Source organism: Peribacillus sp. B-H-3, assembly GCF_048572925.1.
Lineage (GTDB): Bacteria > Bacillota > Bacilli > Bacillales > DSM-1321 > Peribacillus.
Window position 1 is genome coordinate 418774 of the sequence record NZ_CP183879.1, and the last position, 26227, is coordinate 445000.

Genomic DNA, 26227 nt, shown 5'->3' on the forward strand with positions numbered 1-26227 from the left:
GGCATTAAGCTTCTTTAACAGCCATGTGGCGGATAATGTCTTCGCTGATTTTAGCCAAACGATCGAATTCCTGGATCGCAGCTGCCTCAGAGTTAACACGCACGATTTGGTAGTAACCGTCGCGGAAATCATTGATTTCGTAAGCAAGACGGCGTTTACCCCACTCTTTTGATTCAGAAACCTCTGCACCATTATCAGTAAGAATTGTGTTGAAACGTTCAACTAACGCTTTTTTAGCGTCTTCCTCAATGTTTGGACGGATGATATACATAATTTCGTATTTTCTCATCTCTGTCACCTCCTTTTGGTCTAAGCGGCCCTATTGGGCAAGGAGCAATTAAATTTAAATTACTCACAATGCAAAATTATATCACAGTGTCTGTCTCTTTGCAATGTCCGCTGCAGGGTTATTTTTAAATGAAACACCCTGCAGCCGATTAGCTGCAGGGTTACTTATTATACGTTAAAGCGGAAGTGGATAACATCTCCGTCTTCCACGATGTATTCTTTGCCTTCAAGGCGGACTTTACCTGCTTCTTTAGCAGCCGAATGGCTTCCTGCAGCAAGCAGATCATCGTAGGAGACGATTTCCGCACGGATGAACCCGCGCTCGAAATCTGAATGGATGATGCCTGCGCATTGCGGCGCCTTCATTCCTTTTCTGAACGTCCATGCACGCACTTCCTGGACTCCTGCAGTAAAGTAAGTAGCCAGGCCAAGAAGGCTGTATGAAGCACGGATTAATTGGTCTAACCCAGATTCTTCAATGCCAAGCTCACCAAGGAACATTTCTTTTTCTTCGCCTTCAAGTTCAGCAATTTCCGATTCGATCTTCGCACAAATGACAATGACTTCAGCATTGTCTTTTTCAGCGAATGCCCGAACCTTCTGAACATATTCATTATCGGCGGAATCTGCAATATCATCTTCTCCAACATTGGCAACATAAAGGATTGGTTTAATGGTTAAAAGGTGCAGGCCTTTTACGATTTTCAGCTGTTCTTCTGTAAACTCGACAGTCCGTGCCGGTCTTTCTTCTTCAAACGCCTCTTTCAGCATCGTTAAAATTTCATGCTCAACCATAGCTTCTTTATCTTTTTGCTTGGCCATTTTGCCGACGCGTTCGATACGTTTTTCTACAGATTCTAAATCTGCAAGAATAAGCTCCAGATTAATAACCTCGATATCTTCAATCGGGTCGACCTTTCCGGCCACATGTGTAATATTATCATCTGCAAAGCAGCGTACAACCTGGCAGATGGCATCTACCTGGCGGATATGCGAAAGGAATTTATTTCCTAATCCTTCTCCCTTGCTTGCTCCTTTTACAATTCCGGCAATATCCGTAAATTCAAAGGCAGTCGGAACCGTTTTTTTTGGCTGCACAAGCTCAGTTAACTTCTGCAGACGGTGATCCGGCACTTCTACTATGCCGACATTCGGGTCGATTGTGCAGAAAGGATAGTTGGCAGACTCGGCACCTGCCTGTGTAATTGCATTAAACAAAGTAGATTTGCCTACATTCGGCAGTCCTACAATACCAGCTGTTAAAGCCATGTATATGTCACTCCTCTTATACTCTCTATATCAAATATGTTTGTCCAAAAAAATTTGTATATTATTCCATCGGGCAACTTAAACCCTTCACAATTATAGATTTTGCGCGAAAAAAAGACAAGTCTGTGAAAAACTATCACCTTTTGTTTTGCATGCGTGATGGGCTATTCCTCGTGCTTCTTCAGTACTTTTTTCATTTTTTTCGAAAAATCTCTTCTTGGCAGCATGACACTGTGCCCGCAGCCTTCACATTTTATCCGGATATCCATTCCAAGGCGGATGATCTTCCACTGATTTACACCGCATGGATGAGGTTTCTTCATTTCAACCACATCATGTAATGCATACTCTTTTTCTTCCATTCCTCATCCCTCCTTCAAGGATTTTCCTACTCGCCTTCACTGCGGTTTACCATAACCATCCGTGGTACAGGGCTCTCTATGCCGTGCTCATCGAGTGAGGCCCGTATGTCCTTTCTAAGGATGCGGGCCATATTCCAGTGGCGCATTGGACTTGTTTCTGCCACGATTCTCAAAACAATTTCCGTCGGATTGAGCGACTGTATCCCTAATAGCTCTGGAGCTTTGATTAAATCCTCATACTTATCCGGCATGCCTTCCAGCAAATCATTAATGACCTTTTCGGCAAGCTCGACATTACCGTCATATGGAATGCTGACATCCACCACGGCCACACTATTTAATATAGATAAATTAGTGACCTCAGAAATTCCTCCATTAGGCATGACGTGCAATTCGCCTGTAGAGGTTTTCACCTTCGTTGTCCGAAGTCCTATTTCCAGCACTTCCCCTTCAAAATTCCCTATTCTGATATAATCCCCAACAGAAAATTGGTCTTCCAGAATGATAAAAAATCCTGAAATGATATCCTTTACAAGACTTTGTGCTCCAAACCCCACCGCAAGTCCTACTATTCCGGCACCAGCCAGCAGTGCTTTCACTTCTATTCCGCATGCATCCAAAATCATGACAAGCGAAATAAAATAAACGGCATAGGTAATCACATTTTCTAATAGCTTTAATAAGGTGGCTTCCCGGCGTTCAGAAATCCGCAGCGGGCTTTTCGAACGGACCAGAAAGAATTTTTTAATCAGTGCCTTAGAAACTCCGATGATAATCCGGGAGATGACTAAAATGGCAATAATCTTGAGCAAGCCTTCTCCAATATGAATCCATGTATCCTCATCATACAGTTTTTTATAAAATCTTCCTTTTATATTCCACAAATAAATCACCAGCTTTTCAAGAGGATTCTGCTTAAATACTATAATAACAACAATTATAGGTTTTTGTACAAAAAAACTATGGGTATATAGATAGAACAAATAAACCGTATGAAAGCAGAATAAAACCAGGCACGAAATACTTCATATATCGCGAAGATCCCAGCGCGTTTTTGGCATGCACATCATGCCTTTTGGTTCCTTCAATATATAATGTACAGCTCCCGGCTGTTTTATCTGAAAAAACGGAGGATAAGTTTCTTACCGCCTGCACGTATACTATCCCTGTTTTTTCCGTATACTGTTACTACTATTAAAGAGGAGTGGAACCGATGAACCTAAAACCCAGTTTTTTAGAAAATAAAAATCGAATGAGCCGGGTCATGCACGAAGATTTAGATGCCTCGAGACGGATTTCCCAAGAATTGCTCGCCCTGCTTCCTGCCTCTCAGACTCAGTCCATTGTTATTGTTTGCATCGGTACAGATCGTTCCACTGGAGATTCCCTTGGCCCTCTTGTCGGGACGTTCCTGAAAGAGAAAACGTTCGCTTCTAACTTTTCCGTTTATGGAACCCTTGAAGATCCGATTCACGCGATGAATCTCGAAGAAAAACTAACTGAAATCAAACTGAAATATGACCGTCCATTCATCATTGGAATCGATGCCTGTTTAGGCAAGCTGAAAAGCGTAGGAGTTGTCCAAATTGGTGAAGGTCCTGTCAAGCCGGGCGCCGGTGTAAATAAAGAGCTCCCGAGTGTAGGTGATGCCCATATTACAGGGATTGTCAATGTGAGCGGATTTATGGAATTCATGGTCCTGCAGAACACCAGGCTAAACCTGGTCCTTAAAATGGCCAAAACCATTTCAAACGGTATTCACCTGGCCTCAAGCCAGCTTAGCCGCCCCTCCAGCTTCACTCCATTCACCTGGAGCTATGAACAGGAAAAAACGCTATAGTATAGAAAAAAGGAAGGCAGCCGCCTTTCCCTTTTTTATGTTTGCCGATTTGAAAGCAATGGATCATAGCTTTATATCAAAATAGTAAAAAATAGTGACAAGCACAGCTGTCACAAGCACCCCTGGAAGAAGGTTCGCTGCTCTGATTTTAGTAAGGCCCATCAGATTCAGCCCGATGGCTGCAATCATCAGCCCCCCGGTTGCTGTCATTTCCATAATGAAGGAATGCATCAGCTCCTGAGGTACCCATTTATCAATTTGTGTAGCAAATAATGCAATGGCACCCTGGTAGAGAAATACCGGAACTGCGGAAAAAATGACGCCTATGCCAAGCGTGCTGGCTAAGATAATGGAAGTAAATCCGTCAATGACTGCTTTTGTGTACAGCACATCATGGTCATGACGAATCCCGCTGTCGAGGGCCCCGATAATAGCCATCGCACCAATTAAAAAAATCAGGGTGGCCGTGACAAACCCCTGAGCGATTGTATTGCCTTCTTTAGCCTTCATTTTTCTTTCGATAAATCGGCCAAGCGAATTAAGGCGTGCATCAATATCCGCCAACTCACCAAGCACTGCCCCTATTACTAAGCTTAAAATCACTATCAGGTATTGCTGGCTCTTGAATCCCATTTGAAGGCCAAGCACCGTTACCGCAAGGCCGATGCCGCTCATCACCGTATCCTTCATTTTTTCAGGAATATTCTGCAATACCCTGCCAAGGAGCGTTCCGGCGATTATACAAATAGCATTAACTATGGTCCCTAGAAGTATCATTTTCTTTTCACCTTTTAAATAAGCAAAACTGCCGTTTCATTGTCAGCTGCTTCTTTCCTTCTGATAATATTCAAAAAAATAAACCACCTGATCAAGATGGCTTAAAAATTTTGATTTTCTTGATCGATTATATCCAAAATTCTCTCCAGATTTCCTGTGAGAAGAACTCGATTTCAATTTTGCCTTTTTTCTTATTTTGTTTAATTGTAACGGTTGTTCCTAAACGCTCTCGTAAACTCGATTCACGCTCTTTAATGAAAACATTTTTTTTAGGCTTTGAAGGCTGCACTGTTTCACGTGAAACAGGCTGGTTCAAATCCTGGATATAGTTTTCAAGCTGGCGTACATTCATGGAGTCCTTAAAGATTTTTTCCGCCACAGAAGGCAGCAAATCCTTGTTTTTCAGGGCAAGAAGCGCCCTTCCATGGCCCATCGAAATTTTCCCTTCTGTAATTAGGCTTTGGATATCCTCAGGCAGGGAAAGCAGCCGGATATGGTTTGTGATATGAGGACGGCTTTTGCCAAGGCGCTTCGCCAGCTCCTCCTGCGTTACATTCAGTTTATCCAAAAGAGACTGATAGGCCACTGCTTCTTCAATAGGATTCAAGTCTTCTCTTTGTAGATTTTCAAGAATGGCGAGCTCCATCATCTGCTGCTCGGACAGCTCCCTGATGACGACAGGAACAGATGTCAGTCCCGCTTCCTTCGCCGCCCGAAAACGCCTTTCTCCAACGACAATTTCATATCCCTTAATACTTTTCCGGGCAATAATCGGCTGGAGGATACCGTGCTGCTCGATCGATTCCTTCAATTCGCTGATTGCCTCTGCATGAAAAATTTTTCTCGGCTGATAGGGGTTCGGCCGTAAATCTTTTATATTGATATTATGGATCGCATCTTCTTTTCCTGCCTCCATATTTGTAAATAGAGCATTGATTCCTTTGCCAAGTCCTCTAGCCATGTGATTCCACTTCCTTTGCCAGTTCTAGATAAACCTCCGCACCTCTTGACTTGGGATCATATATAATAATAGGTTCTCCGTGGCTTGGCGCTTCGCTTAAACGGACATTTCGCGGAATGATCGTTTTATACACTTTGTCCTGAAAATACTTTTTCACTTCTTCGATGACTTGTATGCCCAGGTTTGTTCTGGCATCCAGCATGGTAAGCAGGACCCCTTCAATTTTCAGATCCTGATTAAGATGCTTCTGGACCAGCCGGACTGTATTCAGCAGCTGGCTGAGCCCTTCCAATGCGTAATATTCACATTGAACAGGAATCAATACTGCATCGGCTGCTGTCAAAGCATTTAATGTCAGCAATCCGAGCGAGGGAGGACAATCAATGATAATATAATCGAATTGTTCCTGCACCTCTTCCAATGCTCGTTTCAAGCGTACCTCTCTTGAGATAGTAGGGACTAGTTCAATTTCCGCCCCGGCAAGCTGAATTGTCGCCGGTATGGCAAATAAATTCTCGACCTTTGTTTCCTTGATCACTTCCCGTGCCTCAATATCATCAACAAGCACATCATATACACATTGTTCCACGTCCGCTTTGTCAATCCCTGCCCCGCTGGTCGCATTGCCCTGCGGATCGATATCAACCAATAGCACTTTCTTGCCTATGTAAGCTAAACAGGCCCCCAGGTTCACAGAAGTAGTGGTTTTTCCCACACCGCCTTTTTGATTCGCAATGGCGAGAATCTTTCCCACAAAGTCACCCACTTTCCTAACAAATCTAGTTACAATCTATTAAAATGCCGCAAAAAATTTCATATAAAGGGTCTGTTAAACTTGCCTGCTGCCAATCAAAATGGAAGCATGGTATTTTAACAAAATCTATATTACAAACCTTATTCCAATTAATTGAAGTTTCGCTATCTATTTTATCATGAAAAAATAAAGTTGATATTATTTTCCGGGAAAAAAACTAAAGCATACGTGCTTTGCCAAAGAGCACGTCCAAGCTTCCTGCTCCCCTGAGACGGCTGCAGCGACCGTTACCGGTGATTCCCCGAAACAACAAGAAAGCCCGGCAATCCGCAGCTGCCAGGCGCAAAAAAATCTATTATGGCTTTTTCTTTGGTATTTTAATGGTGAACTGATAATATTCCTCGAATTCCTCTTCTTCTGAATCAAGGTTAATGCCATTATCGGTAACCATGCTTAAAGACTGTCTGATAGTATTAACGGCAATTCTCATATCCTTTGAAAATGCCTTTCTTTTCGGTTTTGGCTTCTTCTCCAGGCTGGTGAGCATTTTGACAACCCGTTCCTCGGTCTGCTTAACATTCAGGTTTTTTTCGATGATTTCTTCTAATAGCTTAACCTGCTTTTCAGGATCCTTCAGGGGAATCAGCGAGCGCGCATGCCGCTCTGTTATATGCTTTTGAAGAAGGGCATCCTGGATTTCCTGCGGAAGCTTTAAAAGCCTTAGTTTATTCGCTACTGTAGACTGACCGATTCCCAGCCTCTGGGCAAGTGCCTCCTGGGTAAGCTCATGAAGCTGGAGGAGCCTGCTGTAGGCCAGAGCCTCCTCTACAGGCGTAAGCTCTTCACGCTGCAGGTTTTCTATAAGTGCTACTGAAGCTGTTTCAGTATCATTGAAGTCTTTGATCAGGACTGGCGCAGTATCCCAGCCAAGTTTCTGAATGGCCCGGAATCGCCGCTCTCCAGCAATGATTTCGTACTTGCCGGGCTCATATTCCCGGACTACGATCGGCTGGATGATCCCATGTGTATGAATGGTCTGGGCCAGCTCCGTAATTTTATTCTCATTAAAAACCGTTCTTGGTTGATATCGATTCGGCACAATGTCAGAAATGGAGATTTTTTTTATTTCTTCGCTGCTAACTGGTGCCTCCATCTCTATTTGCTGTTCTTCTTTTTCGCCTAACCCAAAGAACCGCGAAAAAGGATGCTTCATCTCCCTACACCACCTTTAAGGAACTCCCATATAACATATTCTCTACAGAAATGACAAGTCCTGCTTAAATCTTGACAATATTAAACAATTCCTTTGATTCATGATCCGCTACCTTTAATAGTAAAAGAAAATCAGGGTTTGTGCTATAAGAAATTCAACCCAAACTATCAGCTTAAGCCTGCCCGGCGGCATTTCAGGATAAAAACCCCATGGGCCGGCCAATAATCAGGCAGCACTGCTATTCTATCGGTGTCTTATTTGGTGTCCCTGGCTTTCTTGGATACTTTTTCGGAGTCGGTTTCACCTTTTTAATTGTGATGATATTTCTTTCGCTATCTTCTTCAGGAAGCAGGAAAGGATGGATTTGTTCCACTTTTCCGCCCAAAAGGAAAATCGCTTTTTTTCCCTCTTCCATTTCTTCGCCAGTGCTTGCAGCTTTCATCGCGACAAAATGGCCTTCAGGCTTTACAAGCGGCAGGCACAATTCACTTAAAACGGACATTCTTGCCACGGCCCTGGCCATTACTACATCGTATTTTTCACGATGTTCAGGGTTTTGTGCAAAGCTTTCAGCCCTGTCATGGTAGAAAGATACATTTGAAAGATTAAGCGAGCTTGCAAGCTGTTCCAAAAAGGTAATCCGCTTATTCAATGAATCGACAATGGAAACATGCAGCCCGGGGAAGCAGATTTTCAGCGGAATGCTTGGAAATCCTGCCCCTGCCCCTACATCACATAATTTATAAGGCTTAGTAAAATCAAAATAAAAAGCAGCACTGATTGAATCATAAAAATGCTTGAGGTACACTTCCTCTTTGTCGGTGATGGCTGTCAGGTTCATTTTCTCATTCCACTCAACCAATAGGGAATAATATGTTTCAAATTGCTGGAGCTGCAGCTCACTCAGGTCAATTCCACGACCCTTGAGCTCTTGCTGGAATTGTTCAATATTCATAGGTTTTCAATCCTTTTCCGGAATTTCCTCTATTTAGAAACACGTGCGATTCTGCCTTGTTCTAAATAAACAAGCAAAATAGAAACGTCAGCCGGATTCACCCCGGAGATTCTGGAAGCCTGCGCTACTGAAAGCGGAGCAACCTCTTTTAATTTTTGGCGTGCTTCTGATGCCAGGCCGTTAATGGCATCATAATCAATATTTTGAGGGATTTTTTTATTTTCCATTTTTTTAAGCCTGTCTACCTGCTGCAGGGACTTTTCAATATATCCTTCATACTTAATCTGGATTTCTACCTGTTCAGTCACTTCTCCGCTAAGCATTGTTTCACTTGGAGCAAGAAGCTGAATGTGGCTGTAATTCATTTCAGGGCGTTTGAGCAAATCTGAAGCCCTTATGCCATCCTTCAATTCACTGCCGCCGCTTTCCACAATAATTTCCTGCACCTGCTTGGTCGGCTTGATAAAATGGCTATTCAAGCGCTCTTTTTCAGCTTCCACAGCTTCTTTTTTCGCGAGGAACCTTTGATATCGCTCTTCTTTTATCATCCCGATTTTATGGCCGGTTTCAGTCAGGCGAAGATCGGCATTATCGTGGCGCAGAAGAAGGCGGTATTCAGCGCGGGATGTTAACAAACGATATGGCTCATTCGTTCCTTTAGTTACTAAATCATCTATTAATACCCCAATATATGCATCCGCTCTTCCAAGAATCAGCTGCTCTTTATCCAGAGCATTCAGTCCGGCATTAATACCAGCCATCAATCCCTGTCCTGCAGCTTCTTCATAGCCTGAAGTACCATTTATCTGTCCCGCTGTATACAGGTTTTTCACTTTCTTGGTTTCGAGAGTCGGCCATAGCTGTGTCGGAACGATCGCATCATACTCAATGGCATATCCGGCACGCATTAATTGTGCTTTCTCAAGGCCAGGGATGGATTCGAGAATCTTTCGCTGCACATCTTCAGGCAGGCTTGTGGAAAGTCCCTGTACGTAAACCTCCTGGGTATTGCGTCCTTCCGGCTCCAGGAAAATCTGGTGGCGCGGTTTATCATTGAACCGGACTACTTTATCCTCAATGGATGGGCAATAACGCGGTCCTGTTCCTTTGATCATGCCTGAGTACATCGGTGAACGGTGAAGATTGTTATCAATGATCAGGTGTGTTTCTTCATTTGTATAAGTCAGCCAGCATGGAAGCTGGTCTGTAATGAATTTCGTCGTTTCATAGGAAAACGCTCTAGGCACATCATCTCCAGGCTGTATTTCCGTTTTTGAATAATCAATGGTTGAGCTGTTCACACGAGGAGGCGTCCCTGTTTTAAAGCGGACTAAATCAAAACCAAGCTCCTCCAGATGTTCTGACAATCGGATGGAAGGCTGCTGGTTGTTCGGGCCGCTTGAATATTTCAATTCACCAAGAATGATTTCCCCGCGCAGGAAGGTTCCTGTTGTAATAACCACGGTTTTCCCTTTATATACAGCACCTGTTTGGGTAATAACCCCCGTACATATGCCATCTTCTACAATCAGCTGCTCTACCATTCCTTGAACTAATGTCAGGTTCGGCTCATTTTCAATGGTCTTCTTCATTTCATTCTGATAAAGAAACTTATCCGCTTGTGCCCTTAATGCACGTACGGCTGGCCCTTTTCCAGTATTCAGCATTCTCATCTGAATGTGGGTTTTATCGATATTTCTGCCCATTTCTCCGCCCAATGCATCGATTTCCCTGACCACGATTCCCTTTGCCGGCCCTCCGACAGAAGGGTTACAAGGCATGAATGCAACCATATCCAAATTGATAGTGATCATCAGGGTCTTCGCGCCGACTCTCGCTGCTGCTAGACCTGCTTCACTGCCTGCATGACCTGCTCCTATGACAATGACATCATAGCTGCCTGCATCATATTGCATAGCTTTTTACCTCCACTTTCAAAATATATATTTATTTACAGCACTTTCTGGGCAATAACTGTCCCGCCCGGTGATTCACTTTACTTACCAAGGCAAAATTGGGAGAATAATTGGTCAATCAAGCTTTCATGGACGCTTTCTCCAATGATTTCACCAAGCAGCTCCCATGCCTTCGTGAAATCAATCTGTACCAAATCAACAGGTGTGCCCGACTCGATAGCATCAATGCTGTCTTCTATTGCTTGCAAGGCCTGTCCAAGCAATGCAATATGCCTCGAATTAGAAACATACGTCAAATCGCCGGCTTCAATTGCCCCTTCGAAAAACAGAGAGGATATGGCTTCTTCCAGTTCATCAATGCCCTCGTCTTCAAGCAAAGAAGTGGAAACCATTCTTTGTGTTGGTGCCAGCTGCTTCACCCGCTCTATGTTAATCTTACGCGGAAGATCTGTTTTATTAATGATGATGATGACATCCATGCCTTCAACGGCCTGAAAAAGCAATTCATCTTCCTCACTTAGCTCATCAGAATTGTTTAGCACAAGAAGGATTAAATCTGCATCCTTTAAAACAGCACGTGAACGTTCCACGCCTATTCTTTCTACAATATCCTCTGTTTCGCGGATACCTGCCGTATCCAGGAGCCTTAATGGCACTCCGCGCACATTCACATATTCTTCGATAACATCCCTTGTTGTTCCTGGTATGTCCGTCACAATCGCTTTATTTTCATGAACCAGGCTGTTCAGCAAGGAGGACTTGCCGACATTCGGACGTCCGATAATGACCGTGGACAATCCTTCCCTGAGGATTTTCCCCTGTTCAGAGGTCCTTAGGATTTTTTTAATTTCTCCGCGGACAAAATGGGCTTTCTCCATAAATAGCCGATGTGTCATTTCTTCCACATCATCATATTCAGGATAGTCAATGTTCACCTCGACCTGGGCCAGGGTTTCTAATATTTCCTGCCTTAGCTTCCGGATCAGCTGTGAAAGCCTGCCTTCCATTTGCCCCAATGCCACATTCATCGCTTTGTCTGTTTTGGCACGGATCAGATCCATGACTGCTTCAGCCTGGGAGAGGTCGATTCTGCCATTTAAAAAGGCGCGTTTTGTGAATTCGCCGGGTTCAGCAAGCCGCGCGCCCTGGGACAGGACAAGCTGAAGCACCCGATTTACAGAAACGATGCCGCCATGACAGTTAATTTCCACAACATCTTCCCGTGTAAAGGTTTTAGGTCCTTTCATGATTGATATCATGACTTCTTCCACTGTATTGCCAGTTTTAGGGTCCCTTAAGTGCCCATAATGTATGGTATGAGACTCCACCCCGGCTAAACGCTTGCTGCCAGGGCCCTTATATATCTTATCCGCTATCGATACTGCTTCTTCGCCGCTGAGCCTGACAATCGCTATTGCGCCTTCTCCCATGGGTGTGGATACAGCCGCAATCGTATCATATTCCATTCCTGTCACCCCGCAAATGTATCTTTTCATCTATATCAATAAAAAATTTCGTTTTTATACCCAAATAACTACAATAACACAATCAGCCATTGAAAAAAAGCACATAACCTTTGGCGCATGATGTTATCCACAACGCGCTGAAAATCACTTTCTTTACCGTTTATTTTAACTTATCCACATGTGAATAACAAGCAAGCCTGACCCTCCCTCATCATTCATGTGCTTTTGTCTGCCTCAATATTTTTGAGAGCACAGCAAAAATGCCCCCTGCTTATGCAGAGGGCATTTCATTATTTTATAGGCTTAATCACCAGATGGCGGTATGGTTCTGCACCGCTTGATTCGGTTTTGATTTTCCGTTTGCCCATCAGGGCGTTGTGAATCACCTTGCGCTCATTGGAAGGCATCGGTTCAAGAGCTACTTCTTTCCCGGTTTTCATGGCTTTATTTGCCATTCTTTCCGCGAGCTGGACCAATGTATCATTTCTGCGCTGCCTGTAATCTTCAGCATCTACCTCAACTGTCAAATACTGTTTGGAATACCGATTAGCAACCAGCTGTGTAAGATACTGGAGAGAGTTAAGTGTCTGTCCCCTTTTTCCGATCAGCAGCGCAATTTTATCGCCTGAAAGCTGAAAGGAAATATTTCTGCCATTACGTTTCACAGCAACTTCGGCACCGACACCCATTTTTTCGCTCACATTCTTCAAAAAACGAATGCCTTCCTCAACAGGGTCTGGAGGCAATGTGACATTTACCACTGCCTGCCTGGATCCGAAAATTCCAAAAAAACCTTTTTTTCCCTGATCAGCAATTTCAATTTCTACGCGGTCTCTTGTGGTGTTTAGCTGAGATAAAGCTGATTCTACTGCTTCTTCGACTGATTGTCCTGTAGCAGTTATCCTTTTCACTTTTTCTTAGCTCCTCCCGCATCACCGGAAGCTGTTTTTCTCAGATCCGGACCTTTAATGAAATAGGTTTGTGCAATCATGAAAATATTGCCGACTACCCAATATAGAGACAAGGCAGCTGGGAATCTTATCGCAAAGATAACGATCATTACCGGCATAATATAGAGCATCATTGTCATTTGCGTTGCCATTTGAGGGGTTGTCGTATTCCCTGCCATTGTAAGCTTTTGCTGAATGAACGTTGTGATTCCCGCAACAATCGGCAAAATGTACAACGGATCAGGAGTTCCAAGGTCAAACCACAAAAAGCTGTGGTGAGCGATTTCCCGCGTCCGGCTGATTGCATGGTAAAAGCCAATCAGGATAGGCATTTGTATTAATAGCGGAAAACAGCCCGCTAAAGGATTTACATTATATTTAGAAAATAAAGCCATGGTTTCCTGCTGCAGCTTTTGCTGTGTGGCAGCATCTTTTGAGCTATATTTTTCTTTCAGCTTGGCCATTTCAGGCTGCAGGGCCTGCATTGCTTTAGAGTTTTTTGTCTGTTTGATCATCAATGGCAGGATCACTAATCGGACCAGTATGGTAACCACTACGATGCCAAGGCCATAGTTATTTCCTAAAAACTTAGAGACACTTGTGATGAGCACCGATAAAGGATACACAATATAGTGATTCCAGAATCCTGTGCTGCTTGAATCAATCGGCTGCTTGATTTCCGTACAGCCGGAAAGAAGCATGATAATGGCAGCAATCCCCATAATGAAAAATATTCTTTTTTTCAAGCGTTTTTTCCTCCTATCTTCCGAAAGATCCTGAAGCTGCCTGCAAAGGCTTTTTTGCATGACTGTCCGGCCTATCTTCAGACCAAGGGCCAAAGCCGCCGGCAGGTCATGATCCTCTTTCGGTCACATATATTACGGTATGCAGGCTAAATGGTTTCATTATTTGGTGAATTTATTGCTTGCTTTATTTAGGGTTAATGATTTGGAACGTTTTAGAACGTGGATCAGACTGTTCTTCACTTCAAGAAAGTCCATTTGTGATGCAGGCTTGCGGGCAATTATGACATAATCCTTGCCAATTCCGATATTTTCTATAAGTTCCAGGAAGGATTGCCTTATGTACCTTTTAATTTGGTTTCTTACTACGGCATTTCCGATTTTTTTGCTGACAGAAAGGCCGATCCTGAAATGGTCCTGATTAGGCTTTTCAAGGACATACACTACAAATTGCCTGTTTCCGAATGATTCACCCTTCTTAAAAACATCCTGGAATTCATCATTCTTCTTAATCCTTAGCTTTTTTTTCATTCTTTACACCTACATTAAATGAAATTGGGTAACCCCAAAAACACCTTCTATTGAAAAAAAAGACCACTGAGACTTTTCAGTGGTCTATGCAGATAATACTTTTCTGCCCTTGCGGCGACGTGCAGCTAACACTCTACGTCCGTTTTTCGTGCTCATGCGGCTACGGAAACCGTGAACCTTACTGTGCTTGCGCTTATTCGGTTGATAAGTTCTTTTCATTATATGACACCTCCCTGAGGAATAACAGTTAAAGACAGTCTTCGTAATTATATAGATGGCAGGACTAAAAAGTCAACCTCTCTATAAAAAAAAATCAATTTCACATCAAAAAAAGCCAAGTGATCTTTTTGTTCGTATTCTCCTATTGTAAATCATTTTACTGCTTTGGAACATAGAAAATTTTGGCTCAGCAGTTTTTATGAAAGAAAACATGACTTTATTGTTAATCGCTGATCCTTCCTCACGGTTTTTTTTATTGGTTAAAGTACTCATAGAGAGCTCTTCATATTAAACCGCTTGTCCATTTATAAAGCTGACATTTCTAGCTGTGGATACTTTTTCGACATTTTTTTCAATATCCACAGCCTTCCAGTTATACTTTTGCACATAAAAAAGGACTGTGGAAAAGTTTTTCCCGCAGCGTGCGGTCTTGTGGATAAAGTTTTTAAATCCATTGCAACCAAGGCAAATATCTGATATTATATTTGTGTTTTCACTCTGAATAACTTTCAATCATTTTAGTAGTTATCCACAAATTGTGTATAACTTGTGGATAAATTATTCTGGCTGTGAATATAAATTTGTCCACAATCGGTGGATATTGTCGAAAACTGTTTTACTTCTTATTATATATTTTTTCCCCATTCCTGTTGATGCATAAAAATACTGCTTATGAATTTTAATGTATTTTTACTTATACAAATGTTGCACACGGATGGAAACAGGGTCAGAAACCAGAAAATGCGGAGTTAGAATACAATCCTGAACTTGCGTATTCATTTTCATTTTTTATAGAAATATCCTTAGCAAAGGAGGGATTAGATGGACAACATTGATAGTCTATGGAACCAGGCTTTATCAAAGATTGAAAAGAAGATTTCAAAACCAAGTTTTGAAACATGGCTTAAATCGACAAAAGCCCATATGCTGCAGGGAGACCTATTAACTGTAACAGCTCCCAATGAATTTGCCCGTGATTGGCTGGAAGAACGCTATTCCCGGCTTATATCAGATGTTCTGTTCGAGCTCACAGGTGAAGAATTAGAAGCTAAATTTATCATTCCCCCTAATCAGGGAGAAGATGACTTTGCCGATTCGCCTCCTGCCAAAAAGCCAAAGAAACAAGACGATGATCATAATGATTTTCCGCAGCACATGTTAAATACTAAAAATACATTTGACACTTTTGTTATTGGTTCAGGCAACCGGTTTGCCCATGCAGCATCGCTTGCAGTAGCCGAAGCTCCAGCTAAAGCCTATAATCCTTTGTTTATATACGGGGGAGTGGGCCTTGGCAAAACGCATTTAATGCACGCTATCGGCCACTATGTGCTGGAACATAATCCGCGGGCAAAGGTGGTATACCTTTCTTCGGAAAAGTTCACCAATGAATTCATTAATTCCATACGTGATAACAAGGCGGGGGACTTCCGCGACAAATATCGGAATGTAGATGTTCTTCTTATTGATGATATTCAATTTTTAGCTGGAAAAGAACAAACACAGGAGGAATTTTTCCATACTTTCAATACCCTCCATGAAGAAAGCAAACAAATTGTCATTTCAAGTGATCGTCCACCTAAAGAGATACCTACACTCGAAGACAGGCTGCGTTCCCGTTTTGAATGGGGACTGATAACAGATATCACACCGCCTGATCTTGAGACCAGGATCGCGATACTCCGCAAAAAAGCTAAAGCAGAGGGCCTTGATATCCCAAATGAAGTGATGCTTTATATTGCAAACCAGATTGATTCGAATATTCGTGAGCTTGAGGGGGCACTTATCAGAGTTGTCGCTTATTCGTCATTGATTAATAAAGATATCAATGCAGACCTTGCTGCTGAAGCATTGAAAGATATCATTCCAAGCTCAAAGCCTAAAATCGTTACGATCCTTGATATTCAAAAAACAGTCGGAGAGCATTACAGTGTTAAGCTTGAAGACTTTAAAGCTAAAAAGAGAACAAAGTCAGTGGCTTTCCCGCGGCAGATCGCCATGTATTTATCCCGCGAGCTGACAGATTTCTCTCTTCCTAAAATAGGAGATGAATTCGGAGGAAGAGATCATACCACCGTCATTCATGCACATGAAAAAATTTCAAAACTGCTTCAAACAGATTCCCAGCTGCAAAGACAGGTTAAGGAAATACAGGTCCAGCTAAAAGTCTGACATTCGAATAGTGTTGATAACTTCCTTACACTTACTCACAGTCTGTCCACATGTGGATAGACTGTTTTTCCTTATGTTTATCGTAGTTATCCACATACTAACAGGCCCTACTACTATTACTACTATCTTTTTTAAAAAAATAATAACTAAAACACTATGCTTAGCAGGCTGAAAATATCACTTAACGGGAGGAAAAAATAAAATGAGATTTATCATCCAAAGAGATCGTTTGGTTCATAGCGTCCAGGAAGTTCTAAAGGCTGTTACATCCAGAACGACAATCCCTATTCTGACTGGGATAAAAATCAATGTTACAAGTGAAGGTGTCACACTTACCGGAAGTGACTCGGATATTTCCATTCAATCTTTTATTCCGGCGGAAGATGAGGGCAATGAGATTGTTGAAGTCAAACAAAGCGGAGCAATTGTCCTTAATGCCCGTTTTTTCAGTGATATTGTTAAAAAACTTCCCATGGATACGGTTGAAATTGAAGTGCAAAACCATTTCCAGACAATTCTCCGTTCAGGAAAAGCTGAATTTAATTTAAATGGATTAGATGCTGAAGAATATCCTCACCTGCCAATGATTGAAGAAGAAAACATTTTTAAGATTCCAGCGGACCTTCTTAAAACTCTAATACGCCAAACCGTCTTTGCTGTGTCCACGTCAGAAACACGGCCCATCTTGACAGGTGTAAACTTGAAGGTTGAAACGGACGAATTAACCTGTATTGCAACAGACAGCCACCGCCTGGCAATGAGGAAAGCAAAAATAGAAAGCGGCATCCAAGGCTCCCATAGTGTGGTCATCCCCGGAAAAAGCTTAAATGAGCTAAGCAAGATTCTGGATGATACGAACGATCCGATCGAAATTGTAATTACAGAAAACCAGGTGCTTTTCAAAGCCCAAAACCTGCTGTTTTACTCCAGGCTGCTTGAAGGAAACTATCCTGACACATCCAGGCTGATTCCAAACGACAGCAAAACCGATGTCACCGTCCGCGCCAAGGATTTCCTGCAGGCGATTGACCGGGCGTCACTGCTTGCTAGAGAAGGAAGAAACAATGTCGTCAAATTATCTACCCATGATGGAAAAATCATTGAAGTATCTTCCAATACTCCTGAAATCGGGAAAGTCATTGAAGAAGTGCTTGCTGAATCCATTGAAGGCGAAGATCTTAAAATATCCTTCAGCGCAAAGTTTGTCATGGATGCTTTAAAGGCTTTGGAAGGCACGGATATTACAATTAATTTCACTGGCGCCATGCGGCCATTCGTCATCCGCTCGCTAAACGATGACACAATGCTGCAATTAATCCTGCCTGTAAGGACATACTAAAAAGCGAATAACATATTTCAAAGCTTTGCGGCTCAAACAGCGTAAAGGGCAATATATGTATTTTGTACTGTGAAAGTAAAGGTCTGTCCTGCGGGCCTTTTTCTTTTTATCATGCTTTACGATCAATGGCTTAAGGGAAATCGCCCAAAAGGAAGTACATATTTTCTAAGGGGTCATGGGGTATTGAATGCTATTGACAGTCTTAAAAAAGAGAAGTAAGTTGATCAGCCCAAAATCAAAATGACAGCTTTCATCACACATAAATAGCCGTCCTTGCGAAAAATGCCTTGCTGTATCCTCAATACTTTGTCTATTTGCGTTTTTTTTAGTAAAATAAAATATTAGAGACTACTGAGAAATGAGTGAGCGATATGCAAGAGATTCAGATTGGAACGGAATATATCACACTGGGTCAATTTTTGAAGCTGGCTGATGTCATCCAAAGCGGAGGGATGGCGAAATGGTTCCTGAGTGAGCATGAAGTATTTATAAACGGTGAATTGGATGTCCGGAGGGGCAGGAAGCTTAGGGAAGGTGATAAAATAGAGATCCCGCAGGTCAGCGGCCGTTTCTTGATCACATCCTAAGCAAAGGATAGAACATATGCATATAGAAAACATAAAACTGAAGAATTACCGGAATTATGAAGATCTTGAACTATCTTTCGAAAACAAGGTGAATGTTATCCTTGGAGAAAATGCCCAGGGCAAAACAAATGTCATGGAGTCCATCTATGTGCTGGCCATGGCAAAATCCCACCGGACATCCAATGATAAAGAACTTATTCGCTGGGACCAGGAATATGCTAAAATAGAAGGTAGGGTAAAAAAGAGAAATAATTCTATTCCACTTGAATTACTCATTTCCAAAAAGGGTAAAAAAGCTAAAAGCAATCATATTGAACAACAGAGGCTAAGCCAGTATGTCGGGAATATGAATGTAATTATGTTTGCTCCGGAGGATTTGAATCTGGTCAAGGGAAGTCCTCAGGTGAGACGCCGTTTTATAGATATGGAAATTGGGCAGGTTTCTCCCGTCTACCTTCATGATATGAGTCAATATCAAAAAATACTTCAACAAAGAAATCATTATTTAAAACTTCTTCAAATCCGAAAACAGACAGACACCACCATGCTGGATGTCTTAACAGAGCAGCTTATTGACCACGCTGCGAAGATTGTGCTGCGCCGGTATAAGTTCCTTCTTTTGCTGCAAAAATGGGCAGAACCGGTACATTCCGGGATATCAAGAGGCAAGGAAATTCTGAAAATAGAATATAAGCCCTCTCTCGATGTATCAGAATCTATGGATTTGTCGAAAATGATAGAAGAATTCCAAGAAAAATTTGCTAAAATAAAAGCAAGAGAAATTGAACGGGGTGTGACATTGACCGGACCCCATCGGGATGATCTGGTCTTTTATGTGAACGGACGGGATGTACAGACCTTTGGATCTCAGGGGCAGCAGCGTACCACCGCCCTTTCTTTGAAACTTGCTGAAATTGAATTAATACACGCCGAAATCGGCGAATATCCAATACTGCTGCTGGATGATGTTTTATCAGAGCTGGATGACTTCAGGCAGTCACATCTGTTAAATACCATCCAAGGGAAGGTGCAGACATTTGTTACTACCACTTCTGTAGAGGGAATCGACCATCAGACTCTGCGTGAAGCTGCAGCCTTTACAGTGAATCAGGGACATGTAACAAAGGTCAAATGATGAGGTGAGTTCATGTATCTGCATATCGGGGAGGATATACTTGTTAAAACGGATGATGTGATTGCCATCTTGGATAAACAGATTCTCCATTCTTCAGTCATTACCCAGGAATTCCTGGAGAAGAAAGAAAGCATTATCTCCAACCTGGCAAAAGGGTCAATAAAATCGGTTGTTATTACAGACAAGCACGTATTTTATTCGCCGCTTGCTTCAGGTACGTTAAAAAAAAGGTCGCAGCAGCTCTCCGTTTTGAATGACTGATGACCCGCTGCAAAGACATTATCAGCTAAAACTATCCTTTTTTCAGTCCTGGACTGAACAATTAACATACAAGCATAGAATGCCAATAGAAAAGTGTAGGTGATAGGCGTGTCAATGGAACAAAAAGAAGCTCAAAATCAAGCGTACGATGAGAATCAGATACAGGTATTAGAAGGCCTGGAAGCTGTCCGCAAACGTCCCGGGATGTATATTGGGTCAACTGCTTCAAAAGGCCTCCATCATCTTGTCTGGGAAATTGTTGATAACAGCATAGATGAAGCCCTTGCCGGTTTCTGTGATGAAATTAAAGTAACGATCGAAGAAGATAACAGCATTACTGTCGTTGATAACGGACGGGGCATACCAGTGGGAATACATGAAAAAATGGGCCGTCCCGCAGTCGAGGTCATCATGACAGTCCTTCACGCTGGCGGAAAGTTCGGCGGCGGAGGATATAAGGTATCCGGCGGACTTCATGGAGTGGGTGCTTCTGTAGTTAATGCACTTTCCACTATTTTGGAAGTATTTGTCCATCGCGATGGCAATATTTATTATCAAAAATTCATGCGCGGTGTACCACAGGAAGATCTTTCGATAATCGGAGAAACGGACCATACAGGAACAACCACTCATTTTGTTCCAGATGGCGAAATTTTTACCGAAACGCTTGTTTATGAATATGATGTGCTTGCTATCCGTTTAAGGGAGCTTGCTTTCTTGAATAAAGGGATCAAGATTATCCTTGAAGACAAGCGCGGAGAAGGACGCACGAATGCATACCATTATGAAGGCGGCATAAAGTCTTACGTCGAACATTTGAATAAATCAAAAGAAGTGCTTCACGAAACCATCTTCATGGAAGGCGAGAAAGATGGCATATCTGTTGAAATTGCCCTGCAATACAATGACGGCTATATCAGTAATTTGTTCTCTTTCGCCAATAATATTCATACTTACGAGGGCGGAACGCACGAGTCCGGCTTCAAAACAGCCCTGACAAGGGTTATTAATGATTATGCCCGCAAAAGCGGTATCTTCAAAGACAGCGATACCAATTTATCCGGTGAAGATGTAAGGGAAGGCCTGACAGCCATCATTTCCATCAAACATCCTGATCCTCAATTCGAGGGCCAGACTAAGACGAAGCTTGGCAATTCCGAGGCCAGGACTGTAGCAGATTCCATTCTTTCTGAAAAACTGGATTCCTTCATGTATGAAAATCCTTCGGTTGCCAGGAAGATTGTCGATAAAGGTTTAATGGCTGCAAGAGCACGTCTGGCAGCGAAAAAAGCCCGTGAATTAACCAGGAGGAAGAGTGCACTTGAAGTGTCAAGCCTTCCCGGCAAGCTTGCAGATTGTTCCTCAAAGGATCCTGCAATAAGCGAATTATATATCGTTGAGGGTGACTCCGCGGGCGGTTCTGCGAAACAAGGGCGTGACCGTCATTATCAGGCGATCCTGCCATTGCGCGGCAAAATTATCAACGTAGAAAAAGCACGCTTGGATAAAATTCTTTCCAATAACGAGATCCGGACCATTATTACGGCTCTCGGAACTGGTATTGGAGAGGAATTTGATATCGCAAAGGCAAGATATCATAAAGTCGTCATCATGACAGATGCAGATGTAGACGGTGCGCATATCCGCACGCTTATGCTGACATTCTTCTACAGGTACATGAGAAAAATCATCGAGCACGGATATATATATATCGCCCAGCCGCCTTTATATAAAGTATCCCAGGGCAAAAAGGTGCTTTATGCGTACAATGACCGTGAGCTTGAAGAAATTACGGCAAGCCTTCCGAGCCAGCCAAAACCGGGATTGCAGCGCTATAAAGGACTTGGCGAGATGAATCCTGAACAGCTTTGGGAAACTACCATGGATCCTGACTCAAGGACACTGCTACAGGTCAGCCTGAGCGATGCCATAGAAGCCGATGAAACGTTTGAGATACTTATGGGCGACAAAGTAGAGCCCCGCCGCAACTTTATTGAGGAAAATGCCATTTATGTAAAGAACCTCGATATTTAAATTCCAGCAGGATAGATGACCATTCTTCTATCCTGTTGTTTACATTTTTGTTTCCGGAAAATATGAGGGCCAGGGAGAATCACCTGTTATAGCTCTCATTATACTTTTTTACAAAAAGCTTTTTGCTTTATAAAAGGAGGTTGGCTCCATGTCAGAAAATCAGCATTCAAATGTAAAAGAGATTAACATAAGCACCGAAATGCGCACTTCCTTTTTGGATTATGCCATGAGCGTTATTGTATCGCGTGCCCTTCCTGACGTCAGGGATGGACTGAAGCCTGTTCACCGTCGTATCCTTTATGCCATGAACGACTTAGGAATGACAGCTGAGAAGCCATTCAAAAAGTCTGCCCGTATCGTTGGCGAAGTAATCGGCAAGTACCATCCGCATGGCGACAGTGCCGTTTATGAAACGATGGTGCGGATGGCGCAGGATTTCAACTATCGCTATATGCTAGTAGACGGACATGGCAATTTCGGTTCTGTAGACGGCGACCCGGCAGCAGCCATGCGTTACACAGAAGCCAGAATGTCAAAAATATCAATGGAGCTCCTTCGCGACCTCAATAAAGACACAATTGATTATAAGGAAAACTATGATGGTTCCGAAAAAGAACCGGCAGTTATGCCCGCCCGCTTTCCGAACCTGCTAGTAAATGGTTCTTCGGGCATCGCGGTCGGCATGGCGACAAACATTCCTCCGCATCAATTAGGAGAAGTCATTGACGGTGTGCTTGCTTTAAGCACGAATCCTGAAATTACTATCCCTGAGCTTATGGAAATTATTCCAGGACCGGATTTCCCTACTGCAGGAATGATTCTTGGCCGCAGCGGCATTAGAAAAGCGTATGAAACAGGACGCGGCTCCATCCTGCTTCGTGCAAAGGTTGAAATTGAAGAAAAATCCAACGGCAAGCAGGTCATTCTTGTTAAGGAGCTTCCTTATCAGGTTAATAAGGCCAAGCTGATTGAAAAGATAGCCGAGCTTGCCCGCGACAAGAGAATAGACGGCATAACGGATCTTCGCGATGAGTCTGACCGGAACGGAATGCGGATCGTCATTGAAGTCCGCCGCGATGCAAATGCGAATGTGCTGCTTAATAACTTATATAAACATACTGCTATGCAGACAAGCTTTGGAATCAACCTTCTTGCGCTTGTTGATGGACAGCCTAAAGTACTGAATCTGAAGCAGACTCTGCATTATTATCTTGAACACCAGCAGGTCGTAATTAGAAGAAGGACGGAATTTGAACTCAGGAAAGCTGAAGCACGTGCCCACATTTTAGAGGGATTGCGCATCGCTCTTGATAACCTGGATCGAATCATCAGTTTAATCCGCGGTTCACAGACTACTGAAATTGCCCGTGAAGGGTTAATGACGGAATTCTCTCTTTCTGAAAAGCAGGCCCAGGCCATCCTGGATATGCGTCTTCAGCGTCTAACCGGTTTGGAGCGGGAGAAAATTGAAGAAGAATATCAGGAATTGGTTAAGTTAATAGCGGAATTGCGTGCAATCCTGTCAGATGAAGAAAAAGTATTAGCCATCATCCGTGAGGAGCTACTGGAAATCAAGGAACGCTTTAATGATGAAAGACGCACAGAAATTGTTTTGGGCGGCTTTGAAAGCATTGAAGACGAAGATTTGATCCCAGAGGAAAATATTATTGTCACACTGACTCATAATGGCTATATCAAGCGTCTTCCTGCTTCCACGTACCGCAGCCAAAAGCGCGGCGGAAGAGGCATTCAGGGAATGGGCACTAATGAGGATGATTTTGTCGGGCATTTACTGACAACATCTACGCATGATACACTCCTCTTCTTTACGAATAAGGGAAAAGTATACCGTGCCAAAGGATATGAAATCCCTGAGTATGGAAGAACAGCGAAGGGGCTTCCAATCATTAATCTCCTTGAAATTGAAAAAGGAGAATGGATAAATGCCATCATACCTGTAAAAGACTTTGTGGATGACTGGTTCCTGTTCTTCACCACCAAGGATGGCATATCGAAACGATCTCCATTATCTTCTTTCGCAAATATCAGGACTAACGGTTTGATTGCCCTTGGCTTGAGAGAAGAAGATGAACTGATTTCAGTAAGGCTGACCGATGGAACGAAGCACATCGTTATCGGAACGAAAAACGGTATGCTGATCCGTTTCCCTGAAGAAGATGTCCGCTCAATGGGCCGGACTGCTTCAGGAGTAAAAGGAATCACACTGCGAAATAATGACGAAGTTGTCGGCATGGAAATACTGGAAGAAAGTGAAGAAGTGCTGATTGTCACTAAAAACGGTTACGGAAAGCGGACGCCTGCCGATGAATACCGTATTCAAAATAGAGGCGGAAAAGGAATTAAAACCTGCAATGTCACTGACAAGAACGGTGAACTTATTGCAGTTAAGACCGTTACCGGAGAAGAAGATCTGATGCTGATCACAGCAGCAGGTGTTTTAATCAGGATGGCTGTTGAGGATATCTCCAGGACCGGACGAAACACACAGGGCGTTAAGCTTATCCGCCTGGAAAACTCTGAAAATGAGTATGTATCAACAGTTGCTATGGTTGAGCGTGATGAAGAAAAAGAAGTCATTGAAGATATAGCTGAAACAACTCCTGTTGAACCATTTAAGGATGAAATAGGAGAAGAAGGAAGTCCACCGGAAGAAACACACGAAGACACTGAAAACGGTGAAGAGTAATAAATGCAAAAAGGAGGAGCATGGATGCCATGCCCCTCCTTTTTGCATTCTGAGAAAATATATAGTCTTTTCAGAAAAAGTGAAGTAATATTATGGTAAAAACAAAATTGCGTTCTAGAGGTGCACAAAGTGCGAGTAAAAACACATTATTTAGAAGAGGGCTGTATCCTTTCAAAAGATGTTATTGGAATGACAAAGCGCCCCATCATAACTAAAAAAACCATCATCACAAACGAAATGCTGGAAGTGCTGCAGGCCTTTTTGGTCACTGATGTCAGTGTTGAAAAGACATTGATTGACGGAAGCTGGTTTTCACCGAAGGAAATCATTGATGAGGAATCAGAAGAAGAGGGCAGCGATTCCACATTTTTAACTCAATATTTAAAAGCAGTACAAGCCTATAAGAAGCTTTTTAAGAACTGGCAGGCAGGAAGCATAGCAGATGTGGCAAAAGTCCGCAGCATCATTATTCCTCTATTTGAAAAGTTTTTGGAAAATCCTCAGGAGCTTGTTTCGCTTCATCATTATTGCAGCAAAGAGGACTATTTATATCATCATGCTATTTCAATGGGCATCATCTGCGGCTTTATCGCAAAGAAAATGAACTACGAACTGGCAGATATCATGCAAATTACGATGGGAGGCTGTCTGGCAGACTGCGGAATGGCAAAGATTCCTCCCAAAATACTCGATAAGAAAACGAGCTTGACTTCTGAGGAATACGAGGAGATCAGAAAGCATCCCATATATAGCCTGAGAATGCTACAGAATACCCCCATACTAAAAGAAACAGTAAAATATGCAATTGTTCAGCATCATGAAAGATTAGACGGAAGCGGATATCCCGCCGGAAGGAATGGTAAGGCGCCTCATTCTTTTTCAAGGATTGTAGCAGTTGCTGATGTATATCATGCAATGACTTCTGAAAGGATATACAGGAATAAACAATCGCCGTTTAAAGTTATGGAAATGATTCTTCAGGATGACTTTGGCAAATTTGATATTACAGTGGTTAAAACACTGCTTGAATGTGTGACAACCTACACCATCGGAAGCAGGGTAAGGCTCTCAAATGGCTACACGGCAGAAATCATTTTCATAGATGCCCATTCTCAGACACGGCCTCTCGTAAAAGCTGCAGACAGCGGAGAAATCATTAATCTGGGTAAAACCCGGGAACTGTTTATTGAGGAAATCCTGTAATCATCCCTAACCTAAACTTCAGGTAAAACGAAATATATGGATCATGGGCTGAAAACTATCAGTTGTGCAATCTATTAATCAGGGGGGAATCCCCCCTTGCTTTTCTTGTCCTTAGCCTTTATAATAACAAAGTTGCACCAGCAGCAGATTGCAGGAAATTAAATAAATATAAAAAGTTATTGACCTAGTAAATTATGCGTGGTATGATATTAAAGTCGCTTACGAGATAAACGACAGAGATTGCTCTTTGAAAACTGAACAAAACTAAGCGCCAACGTTTTAAAATAGTGAGCATACACTCTAAAAGCAAATGAGCAAGTCAAACATTTCTTCGGAGAGTTTGATCCTGGCTCAGGACGAACGCTGGCGGCGTGCCTAATACATGCAAGTCGAGCGAATGGATGGGAGCTTGCTCCCTGAAGTTAGCGGCGGACGGGTGAGTAACACGTGGGCAACCTGCCTGTAAGACTGGGATAACTTCGGGAAACCGGAGCTAATACCGGATACGTTCTTTCCTCGCATGAGGAAAGATGGAAAGACGGTTT

Annotated in this window: 23 protein-coding genes, 1 rRNA gene and 1 pseudogene (1 of these 25 cut by a window edge); 10 read left to right on the plus strand and 15 right to left on the minus strand. The window is 42.7% G+C overall.

The genetic code is table 11. The features are described 5' to 3' along the window. Window positions 1-4: 4 nt before the first annotated feature. The 4 genes from rpsF to ACN6MY_RS01900 all read right to left on the minus strand — a co-directional run bounded on the left by rpsF (window position 5) and on the right by ACN6MY_RS01900 (window position 2803). Window positions 5-289 carry a 30S ribosomal protein S6 gene (gene rpsF, locus ACN6MY_RS01885; protein ID WP_071349570.1) on the minus strand — a complete coding sequence of 95 codons (285 nt, stop codon included), beginning with the start codon at window positions 287-289 and terminating at the stop codon, window positions 5-7. A gap of 167 nt (window positions 290-456) precedes the next feature. After that, window positions 457-1557, minus strand: coding sequence for a redox-regulated ATPase YchF (gene ychF / locus ACN6MY_RS01890; protein ID WP_419882572.1), 1101 nt, complete (start codon window positions 1555-1557; stop codon window positions 457-459). Window positions 1558-1721: 164 nt separating this feature from the next. Beyond that, window positions 1722-1919 carry a DUF951 domain-containing protein gene (locus ACN6MY_RS01895; protein WP_071353230.1) on the minus strand — a complete coding sequence of 66 codons (198 nt, stop codon included), beginning with the start codon at window positions 1917-1919 and terminating at the stop codon, window positions 1722-1724. Between the two features lie 26 nt (window positions 1920-1945). Then, window positions 1946-2803 carry a mechanosensitive ion channel family protein gene (locus ACN6MY_RS01900; RefSeq protein WP_419882573.1) on the minus strand — a complete coding sequence of 286 codons (858 nt, stop codon included), beginning with the start codon at window positions 2801-2803 and terminating at the stop codon, window positions 1946-1948. Window positions 2804-3132: 329 nt separating this feature from the next. Here ACN6MY_RS01900 and yyaC point away from each other — a divergent pair, with 329 nt between their 5' ends. After that, window positions 3133-3759, plus strand: a complete 627-nt coding sequence (gene yyaC / locus ACN6MY_RS01905) for a spore protease YyaC (RefSeq protein WP_419882574.1) — start codon at window positions 3133-3135, stop codon at window positions 3757-3759. Between the two features lie 63 nt (window positions 3760-3822). Here the strand turns inward: yyaC and ACN6MY_RS01910 are convergent, their stop codons facing one another. From ACN6MY_RS01910 to rpmH, 11 genes and pseudogenes are all read right to left on the minus strand, one after another. Next, entirely contained in the window at window positions 3823-4536 is a 714-nt protein-coding gene (locus tag ACN6MY_RS01910) for a DUF554 domain-containing protein (RefSeq protein WP_419882575.1), read from the minus strand. Between the two features lie 101 nt (window positions 4537-4637). Then, window positions 4638-5497: pseudogene (locus ACN6MY_RS01915) on the minus strand (ParB/RepB/Spo0J family partition protein). Then, entirely contained in the window at window positions 5490-6251 is a 762-nt protein-coding gene (locus tag ACN6MY_RS01920) for a ParA family protein (protein WP_419882576.1), read from the minus strand. The pseudogene ACN6MY_RS01915 and the gene ACN6MY_RS01920 overlap by 8 nt, the downstream one beginning before the upstream one ends. A gap of 355 nt (window positions 6252-6606) precedes the next feature. Continuing rightward, the gene (gene noc / locus ACN6MY_RS01925; RefSeq protein ID WP_071353235.1) at window positions 6607-7464 is read right to left on the minus strand and encodes a nucleoid occlusion protein; all 858 of its coding nucleotides are present in this window, start codon (window positions 7462-7464) and stop codon (window positions 6607-6609) included. 238 nt (window positions 7465-7702) lie between these two features. Continuing rightward, window positions 7703-8419, minus strand: coding sequence for a 16S rRNA (guanine(527)-N(7))-methyltransferase RsmG (gene rsmG, locus ACN6MY_RS01930; protein ID WP_419882577.1), 717 nt, complete (start codon window positions 8417-8419; stop codon window positions 7703-7705). Between the two features lie 29 nt (window positions 8420-8448). Beyond that, window positions 8449-10335 carry a tRNA uridine-5-carboxymethylaminomethyl(34) synthesis enzyme MnmG gene (gene mnmG / locus ACN6MY_RS01935; protein ID WP_419882578.1) on the minus strand — a complete coding sequence of 629 codons (1887 nt, stop codon included), beginning with the start codon at window positions 10333-10335 and terminating at the stop codon, window positions 8449-8451. 80 nt (window positions 10336-10415) lie between these two features. Continuing rightward, window positions 10416-11801, minus strand: a complete 1386-nt coding sequence (gene mnmE, locus ACN6MY_RS01940; protein WP_419882579.1) for a tRNA uridine-5-carboxymethylaminomethyl(34) synthesis GTPase MnmE — start codon at window positions 11799-11801, stop codon at window positions 10416-10418. Window positions 11802-12091: 290 nt separating this feature from the next. Next, complete coding sequence (gene jag, locus ACN6MY_RS01945; RefSeq protein WP_419882580.1) at window positions 12092-12712, minus strand: RNA-binding cell elongation regulator Jag/EloR; 621 nt, start codon at window positions 12710-12712, stop codon at window positions 12092-12094. Then, complete coding sequence (gene spoIIIJ, locus ACN6MY_RS01950) at window positions 12709-13497, minus strand: YidC family membrane integrase SpoIIIJ (protein WP_419882581.1); 789 nt, start codon at window positions 13495-13497, stop codon at window positions 12709-12711. The genes jag and spoIIIJ overlap by 4 nt, the downstream gene beginning before the upstream one ends. Before the next feature lie 159 nt (window positions 13498-13656). Beyond that, the gene (gene rnpA / locus ACN6MY_RS01955; protein WP_419882582.1) at window positions 13657-14025 is read right to left on the minus strand and encodes a ribonuclease P protein component; all 369 of its coding nucleotides are present in this window, start codon (window positions 14023-14025) and stop codon (window positions 13657-13659) included. 84 nt (window positions 14026-14109) lie between these two features. Then, on the minus strand, window positions 14110-14244 hold the full coding sequence (gene rpmH, locus ACN6MY_RS01960) for a 50S ribosomal protein L34 (protein WP_083392281.1): 135 nt from the start codon (window positions 14242-14244) through the stop codon (window positions 14110-14112). An 822-nt stretch (window positions 14245-15066) separates the two neighbouring features. On the opposite strand from rpmH, the gene dnaA reads away from it, so the two are divergent. From dnaA to ACN6MY_RS02005, 9 genes are all read left to right on the plus strand, one after another. Further along, window positions 15067-16416, plus strand: a complete 1350-nt coding sequence (dnaA, locus tag ACN6MY_RS01965) for a chromosomal replication initiator protein DnaA (protein WP_419882583.1) — start codon at window positions 15067-15069, stop codon at window positions 16414-16416. A 202-nt stretch (window positions 16417-16618) separates the two neighbouring features. Then, window positions 16619-17755: a DNA polymerase III subunit beta gene (gene dnaN / locus ACN6MY_RS01970; protein WP_090988423.1), complete on the plus strand. Its 1137-nt coding sequence runs from the start codon at window positions 16619-16621 to the stop codon at window positions 17753-17755. A 371-nt stretch (window positions 17756-18126) separates the two neighbouring features. Further along, the gene (gene yaaA, locus ACN6MY_RS01975) at window positions 18127-18342 is read left to right on the plus strand and encodes a S4 domain-containing protein YaaA (protein ID WP_071353536.1); all 216 of its coding nucleotides are present in this window, start codon (window positions 18127-18129) and stop codon (window positions 18340-18342) included. Window positions 18343-18358: 16 nt separating this feature from the next. After that, a complete protein-coding gene (gene recF, locus ACN6MY_RS01980; RefSeq protein WP_419882584.1) occupies window positions 18359-19477 on the plus strand; it encodes a DNA replication/repair protein RecF in 1119 nt (372 codons plus the stop codon). 12 nt (window positions 19478-19489) lie between these two features. After that, complete coding sequence (remB, locus tag ACN6MY_RS01985) at window positions 19490-19738, plus strand: extracellular matrix regulator RemB (RefSeq protein WP_419882585.1); 249 nt, start codon at window positions 19490-19492, stop codon at window positions 19736-19738. 114 nt (window positions 19739-19852) lie between these two features. After that, window positions 19853-21772 (plus strand): DNA topoisomerase (ATP-hydrolyzing) subunit B, encoded by a 1920-nt coding sequence (gene gyrB, locus ACN6MY_RS01990; protein ID WP_419882586.1) that lies wholly within the window; start codon window positions 19853-19855, stop codon window positions 21770-21772. 148 nt (window positions 21773-21920) lie between these two features. Next, entirely contained in the window at window positions 21921-24479 is a 2559-nt protein-coding gene (gyrA, locus tag ACN6MY_RS01995; protein ID WP_419882587.1) for a DNA gyrase subunit A, read from the plus strand. Between the two features lie 129 nt (window positions 24480-24608). After that, entirely contained in the window at window positions 24609-25682 is a 1074-nt protein-coding gene (locus tag ACN6MY_RS02000) for an HD-GYP domain-containing protein (protein WP_419882588.1), read from the plus strand. Window positions 25683-26010: 328 nt separating this feature from the next. Then, window positions 26011-26227: ribosomal RNA gene (locus ACN6MY_RS02005) — 16S ribosomal RNA — on the plus strand; it runs 1334 nt beyond the window's last position.